The organism is Pseudomonas sp. MF6767, from assembly GCF_016405475.1.
GTDB classification, from domain to species: domain Bacteria; phylum Pseudomonadota; class Gammaproteobacteria; order Pseudomonadales; family Pseudomonadaceae; genus Aquipseudomonas; species Aquipseudomonas paracarnis.
This window is the reverse complement of sequence record NZ_JAEKCY010000016.1, coordinates 132,308-138,997: the sequence shown is the minus strand read 5'-3', so window position 1 is coordinate 138,997 and position 6,690 is coordinate 132,308. Positions and strand designations below refer to the sequence as shown.

At 44.9% G+C, this 6,690-nt stretch carries 6 protein-coding genes; 3 read left to right on the top strand and 3 right to left on the bottom strand.

Annotated elements, in window-relative coordinates; all coding sequences use genetic code 11:
* Positions 1-346: 346 nt before the first annotated feature.
* Positions 347-625, bottom strand: a complete 279-nt coding sequence (locus JFT58_RS22840; protein WP_198834638.1) for a hypothetical protein — start codon at positions 623-625, stop codon at positions 347-349.
* A gap of 141 nt (positions 626-766) precedes the next feature.
* Here JFT58_RS22840 and JFT58_RS22835 point away from each other — a divergent pair, with 141 nt between their 5' ends.
* From JFT58_RS22835 to JFT58_RS22825, 3 genes are all read left to right on the top strand, one after another.
* Complete coding sequence (locus JFT58_RS22835; RefSeq protein ID WP_198834637.1) at positions 767-1,669, top strand: DUF4352 domain-containing protein; 903 nt, start codon at positions 767-769, stop codon at positions 1,667-1,669.
* A 44-nt stretch (positions 1,670-1,713) separates the two neighbouring features.
* Positions 1,714-2,772 carry a VRR-NUC domain-containing protein gene (locus tag JFT58_RS22830; RefSeq protein ID WP_198834636.1) on the top strand — a complete coding sequence of 353 codons (1,059 nt, stop codon included), beginning with the start codon at positions 1,714-1,716 and terminating at the stop codon, positions 2,770-2,772.
* Between the two features lie 95 nt (positions 2,773-2,867).
* Positions 2,868-3,734, top strand: a complete 867-nt coding sequence (locus tag JFT58_RS22825; protein WP_198834635.1) for a GTPase family protein — start codon at positions 2,868-2,870, stop codon at positions 3,732-3,734.
* Positions 3,735-3,773: 39 nt separating this feature from the next.
* Here the strand turns inward: JFT58_RS22825 and JFT58_RS22820 are convergent, their stop codons facing one another.
* Together JFT58_RS22820 and JFT58_RS22815 are read right to left on the bottom strand one after the other, a co-directional pair.
* On the bottom strand, positions 3,774-4,580 hold the full coding sequence (locus JFT58_RS22820) for a hypothetical protein (RefSeq protein WP_198834634.1): 807 nt from the start codon (positions 4,578-4,580) through the stop codon (positions 3,774-3,776).
* Positions 4,581-4,728: 148 nt separating this feature from the next.
* Positions 4,729-6,660, bottom strand: a complete 1,932-nt coding sequence (locus JFT58_RS22815; RefSeq protein WP_198834633.1) for a nuclease-related domain-containing DEAD/DEAH box helicase — start codon at positions 6,658-6,660, stop codon at positions 4,729-4,731.
* Positions 6,661-6,690 lie beyond the last annotated feature (30 nt).

Sequence of the window (6,690 nt, the reverse complement as noted above, 5' to 3'; positions counted from 1 at the left end):
TAGGAACCGAGTGTTGGCTGCATGAAATACCCGTTTAAAAGGCTAGATCTGGTGCTCACTTAAATTTGAGTGCACACGATGTCTTGGCTTTGCGGGGCTGGGTAGATGACATGGCCGGACGGTTACGTTAAAACAAGGTTTACTCCAACCAAAAAATAATCGAATTTTGACGACGCAAATATAATCAATATCCCTGTAAAAATCGAGGACCAGACCAAAAACCAATATCTTCTAAAAAACCTTCTCATGCTTCATATTTATTTGTTATACGCACATTATACCAAATCAGCAATCACCAATTTAATATTAACAATCAAAAAAACAGCCGAAGCTGTTCTTTAAAACTTTATGTAAGGGTTCGCTTGGACACATGGAAAGCGGCATGATTGGCGAGCGGCGTACCAACATCGTTCGTTCTCACCAGCTCGACCCATTTTTCATAGTCGATAATCTGGTTCACGTCAGTCCCTTCGAAGATGCAGTAGGTAATTTCACCCTGTGCATTGAAAACAAGATGGACTCCGGCACCACCAACCACAATCCCTGAATCCGTATCTGAAAACCTATGCTCATAGAATTCAGCGATTGCTTCTATAATTCCTCTTACCTCTGAATGAAAGCCCATTCACTTACCCGCATTAATAATCTTGTTTACAACATTTTACCATTTCGAATACGCCGAATTTACCATTCAGAAATCGGTTGATAGCCACATGCCATACGGATACGCTTCGCACATCACACCATCAATACAAAGGGATTTGAAATGTACCGCAGCCGTCTCGCCTTGGCGCTGATCACTTGCCTCGCAGTACCCGGCTTCGCTTGCGCAGCAGCCAAGAAAGACACCAAGCAGAAGCTTCCTGACTGCACAGCCGTGGCGTTCGATGGTTCCAACCTCACAGAGGAAGAGAACGAGTTTTTTTTCTCGAACCAGAAGGACATATCAACAGCTCAGTTTCTGCGCTTTACGCTGGGGAGAGATTCGGTTCTGGCAGACTTCTATGCGCAGCGTAAAGGCAAAGCCTTCAATGCCGAGGTGCTAAAACTCAGGGAGCTAGCCAACAACCAAGGGCTTGCAACGCAAATGAGTCACGACCTTGCCGAGGCTGAGTCTGCTTACAAACAGAGAAACCCTGAGCACAAGTGGACCAAGGACACAGCCGATACCCTTTTCTGTCGCATAGACGCCATTGGCGACACCGGGACCAATGCGTACAACACTTACGCCACCAGCTACCTGAAAGGGCTTCAAGCGAAGCAGGAAGCCATGCATGGGCAGGTCGGGTACTTCGACGTGACAGTCAATGACTGCACAATCAGCAAGTCCATCGACACAGGCAATCGCTACTCCACCGTGAAGCCAGATCCTGATGCGCGGTTCCTCACCGTGAACGCGACATTCAAAAACACCGACAACGAGGGTCGGCTTCCACTGGAAGGCAGCTTGTTCATCGACAAGGATGGAAAGGATTACAAGTTCGACACCACTGAATCCATCGTGAGCGAGGGCTACGGCATTCGTCTCAAGTCGCTAAACCCTCTCATCAAGCTCAACACGAAGATCGTCTACAAGCTGCCTAATGAGCTGTCTGGCGAGGTGTATTGGAAGCCCGGTAGAAATGCCGAGGACAAGAAGCTCTGGTGTACATATCTGCCTTCTGCCTGAACGAATGCCACGCCATTCCCAACGAAACGAGCCAAGAAATTAAAATGACTGTCTCTTTTAACTTCCACCAAACGCACACCTTGCAGAAGACCATCTTCTACAAGCGAATGGTCATAGATTTCGCGGACTCGTTGGGCGAGGAGAAATTCTTTGAGCTAACACACCATTTTTTTGCCAAGTCACCGGCTGAGCTGAAAAAGTGGCGAGTCCAGCTCGATAGCTTGGTTTTGCCACAGAAGAAGATGAAAGAAATTAGCGACAAAATTTCCCATGGCTATGACGAAATCAAGATTAATCGGCTTTTCAATCTAGTCAAAAAAGGTCGCTTTAGGCAGCCCCACTATAATGCCTATCTTGGCACGCATACGGCAGAGCTTTTAAAGTCATTCGTAAATAATGAAAAACTTAAAAAAGCAGAACTGCAACACCTTCGGTTTTATGGATTAATTGACTTAGAAAAGAATCTCACCGATTATGCTAACCATTACCAGCTGGCAAGATCATCCCTCGCAGTTCAGAGCAGGCACCTAGGCATCAGCGTTGAAGAGCTATGCATTCCGAAAATACATGCTCGACCAGAACTGAACGTGAAGGATTACCTGAATAATTCTACAGGCATGAAATGGTCGTGGACTGAGAACGACCTACACTTTTATTTCTATAGCAGATTGATGAGCGGAATTTATCAAGAGCTGGGATTTGAAAGCTATCATGGTCCTTTAGAAATAATCGCCAGAGACAAAGAAGAGGAATTCATCGCCGCGTTCACGGCAGAGTATTTCTTTAAGGACATCAAAAACCTTGAAAAAGGAAGGAAGAAAGATAAATCGGTCTGGCTTAACAACGGAGAACAATTACAGGTCAACGAGGTTCAGGAGATATATACCGCATTGGGATATAATTTTTTCCTCAGCCTACTGAAAAAAGATTTGGACATGCCGGGACTGATGACGATGGGATGGCCCGATTTGATAGGCTGGGGGAATGGTCGTTACGAATTTGTTGAGGTGAAGCAAAATGACAAAATCACATTTGGTCAGCTTCGCGCCCTTCCCTTTCTGAAAGAAAAGGGAATCCCCTTCAGAATTATTAAATTGATTTAACTGCCGCTTTTTGACATAACCCCCCTAAAGATTTTTAAGCACTAGCCGATATAGTGACAGGTATTTATTTCACTCGACTAATACAGGGATTGATGATGAGAATTGAAGAGCCGAAGAACCCGACACTGCAGGCGATTCTCGATAAAATCGAGCAAACGCGCAATTACACTCCAAAGGTTGGTATTTTCGGCAACTCGGGCGTTGGAAAATCCAGCTTGTGTAACGCCCTCTTTGGTAAAAATGTCGCGAAAATTAGTGACGTTGAAGCTTGCACCCGCGAACCACAACGCATTTTTATCGGAAAAGGTAAATCGGGAATCGAGCTTATCGACCTGCCGGGAATCGGCGAAGACCCAGCTCGCCAAAAAGAGTATGTGGCTCTCTATGAAAGCCTAGCGCCAGAGCTTGATCTCGTCTTGTGGACAATCAAAGCTGATGATCGCAATTACGCTTCAGGGCTTGAAGCTTACCAGCAGATTTTTGGCAAGTGCAAAGGGTTGCCTGTCGTATTCGTGATTACTCAGGTTGATAAAACCAATCCCACCCGCGAATGGGACTGGGATAGTTTTACTCCAAGTGAAAAACAGATTTCGAACATGGCAATCAAAGAGCGTGACGTTTCACGCAGGTTTGACATTTCGGCTAGAAACATTATCTCTGTTGCTGTAAGCGAGGAAGATCCGAGCGAAAAATACAAGGTGATCGAACTCGTTGACTTGATCGTAGAGGTTCTTCCCAACGAAAAAAAGTTCTCATTCGCCCGCGAAACAAAAGAGGACAACGTAAGCAGCGAAAGCCGAGAAAAAGCCGAGCGCGGTGTGTGGGATAGCATCAAGGACTTCGCGGGTGATGCTTGGGACAATGTGAAAGACACTGTTGTGGACAAACTGATTGAGTCTGCGCCAAAGCTTTTTGCAGCAGCAGCGACGGTGGTAACTGGTTGGTTTAAGAAATGGTTTTGACCATTTCTCCGGGGAGCTAAGGCTCCCCTTCCTTTTGATTCACGAAACCCTTTCCAGACCTGCGAAATTCCATCCTAGCTTGCCACGGACAATATCGCTCTTGTCCCCTTCGGTATAAGCATCCGCATTGAACATCGTTATGCGTGCAACACAGACCTGAGCCTTTTCCTTCCTAGCCTCTTCCACGCAGCGCTGGACCATGAAGGGAGCCGGGTTTGGCGTTTTTGGGTAGACAGCGGCATCGAGCAGGATGAAGAAAACGCTGTCGCCTTTACTGGCTATCACACTGGGCGTATCAACTCGCCTGTTACAGACCTTCTCCAGCATGTAACCATCCTCTCTCAATAATCTGGTCAGGATTGGCAAGGCACGGTCGTAGGCGTAATCCTTCGTCATAACGTCAGCGGGTAAGAAATCAGACTCAGGTAGCTTCGTGATGGCTGTCAGTGGCTGAACAGCCTTCTGAGCACTCACAGGAGCTGGCGTTGGGGCAGGAGGTGGCACTGGTTGCGAGATTGGTGCTACTGCAGGCTTGATGAGCTTGGACGCAGCATCGTAGTTATCTACAACCCCGTCAGCCATCAATCTGGAAAACTCGCGGGTTTCGGGACTCAACCCAACACTATGCTCGTATATGTCTAGAAACCGGATCATTGCCACAGCAATCGTATAGCCCGCTTGCTGATCGGGATGATTGCACATCCACGAACACAACGCTGTCAGCCAAGCGTCTTCAGCGCGCATCCCTGATTGCTTCATCAACGCAGAAGCCATGACAGCCGTCTGCCCTCTGTCACCGGGATCGAGCCTTGTGGCATCAGCCCATTTGCCAGCTATGGAAGCCATTTTTGGTTCGTTCGAGAATCCAGCCGAGCATACAACCTCCCTTTCGCATTCAGCGCATCATACCTTGACTATGAAGACCATAGGCAAAGCGTGGTAATGCAGCTTCTCGCCACACTCCGCAATATGCGGCAATTTACGCCGCACTAGATTACTGGCAATATCTCTCGACGGGATCGAGCCTACCCTCAAAAAATGAGGAGTATTTACAGTTTCTGGTTGAAAAGATAATGATATTTTCTTTAGCCCGCGTAAGCCCGGTATAGATAATTTCAGGACTATCCGAATCGTTAATCAACAAAAAAACCGTGGGTGATTCAAACCCTTTAAAACTGTGTATTGTGGAAAGCTTCATCAATCCGCTATTTAGATTGAATCCTTGTTTTTTGCTAGCATTAGCACTCCGCAGATTTTTTTTCAAATCTTTTGCGCTGAGGTTTTTATTTTTAATAAGCTCAACATCCTCCTTTGATGCAAAAGAAGTTATAGTCCTTTCACGATGTGAATTACCATTCCTGATCTCATAATCAAGCAGCTGCAATGTTTCTTCTCGGGATGACAAAACCGTAATATCGTTAGGATGAATCATTTGAAGCTTGGCTATTTTAACTATAATTTCTGCGACAGATCTTAGATGATCGTCAGAATAATTGCCAAAAGCATTTGCCCCGATCAAAGACAACGAAGGCTGGAAGGATTCATCCACATCGAGCGTATACTTATCAGACAAAAAGGCATGTTGAAACGCCGTCGCCAAGTGCTGAATATGCGAATCTTGCTTGTATCTAAAACTTTTGGAAAGCTTTTCCCACCGACCAAAGCCGTCAATTGTCGTAGGCTTCTTTTCCTGATCGATCAGCCTTTCATAAATATTTTGTTTCTCATCCCCAAAAAGGACCATCTCTCCATTTTCAGCGAGAAAATTATCTCTTAATATTCGCAACCATTCAGGTTTGTAATCTTGAATTTCATCGATAAGTATAGCTTGATATTTCTCATCAATCGGAAGATTCGCAAAAAGATAAGCATTTGAAAAATATTTAGTCTCCCATTCTTCGTCTGTTTCCTGTCCCTCGACCAGCACACCATATTTGTTGAGAATAATGGTTATAAATTTGTGATAGTTTGATATGTGAAAATTACGCCATTCAAAATTTTCACGTACTTCATTTATCTTATCCCTAATGAACATCCTGAGAGTCAAGTTAAAGGTTAGAATCAGTACTGTGCCATTATGCCTAACGTGGGAGTTAACAGCCCGCTTCGCCAACACAGTGGTTTTTCCAGAACCTGCTATTCCTGAAATCTTTGCTCTACCGCCAGATGAACTGATAGACAACCTTGTTTGAAGCTTGGTATAGGTTAACTCTTTGCCTTCATTTGCATAATGGAAAGGTGGAACTAATAACCGCGTTAGCTCTTTATGAACGGAATCATCAAATTGCGGGTTGGATTTCTGTCCAGCAAATGATATCCGCTTGAGATTCTCTCTCGTTACAGAAACTGATGTTTGATCCCGCTCGAATTGCCGCTTTCTGGCTTTAAGATAGTCATCTCTCTTTACGTAATCTTCATATCGAATTGTTTTCTGCTGTAGCTGGTTAGTGTTCTCTTTGATCCGAGCATGTATATCACCGAGCACATTCGAATAAAATACAGCCAGATCTGTTTTTGTAGCATTATGGAAGTATACGTAAACTTTCACCAACCCGTAAAAGGTTTCGCTGGCTAAGCTCCTTTCGTACAATCCGTTGGAATGGATCTCAAATATATGTTTCTTATAAGCAAACGCTTGTGCGAATGGCGACTTCAGCAAGACATTGTTGCTGACAAGTCTCCATTGATTTTTTTCGTCAACATAATAATGTCGCAAATACCAATCCTTGACCTCGACAACAATAAGCCCAACATTTTTCTTCATTATTACGATATCAGGTCGATCACCATCAAAACATGCCTGAAAATACACTTCAGTATCGTCGTCGAAATTGTCCTCAAGATATCTCAGCAGGAATAGCTCACCCTCTGTAGGCGGCTGCTTCGATTGTTGAGCTTTTACTAAATCTGGAAATACTTTTGCCATGCCTCATCCCTAATGCCAAATCCTTCGAAG

Coding starts and splice junctions, on each gene's coding strand:
- JFT58_RS22815 (WP_198834633.1), bottom strand. CDS start 6,660: ATGGCAAAAGTATTTCCAGATTTAGTAAAAGCTCAACAATCGAAGCAG.
- JFT58_RS22830 (WP_198834636.1), top strand. CDS start 1,714: ATGACTGTCTCTTTTAACTTCCACCAAACGCACACCTTGCAGAAGACC.
- JFT58_RS22835 (WP_198834637.1), top strand. CDS start 767: ATGTACCGCAGCCGTCTCGCCTTGGCGCTGATCACTTGCCTCGCAGTA.
- JFT58_RS22825 (WP_198834635.1), top strand. CDS start 2,868: ATGAGAATTGAAGAGCCGAAGAACCCGACACTGCAGGCGATTCTCGAT.
- JFT58_RS22820 (WP_198834634.1), bottom strand. CDS start 4,580: ATGGCTTCCATAGCTGGCAAATGGGCTGATGCCACAAGGCTCGATCCC.
- JFT58_RS22840 (WP_198834638.1), bottom strand. CDS start 625: ATGGGCTTTCATTCAGAGGTAAGAGGAATTATAGAAGCAATCGCTGAA.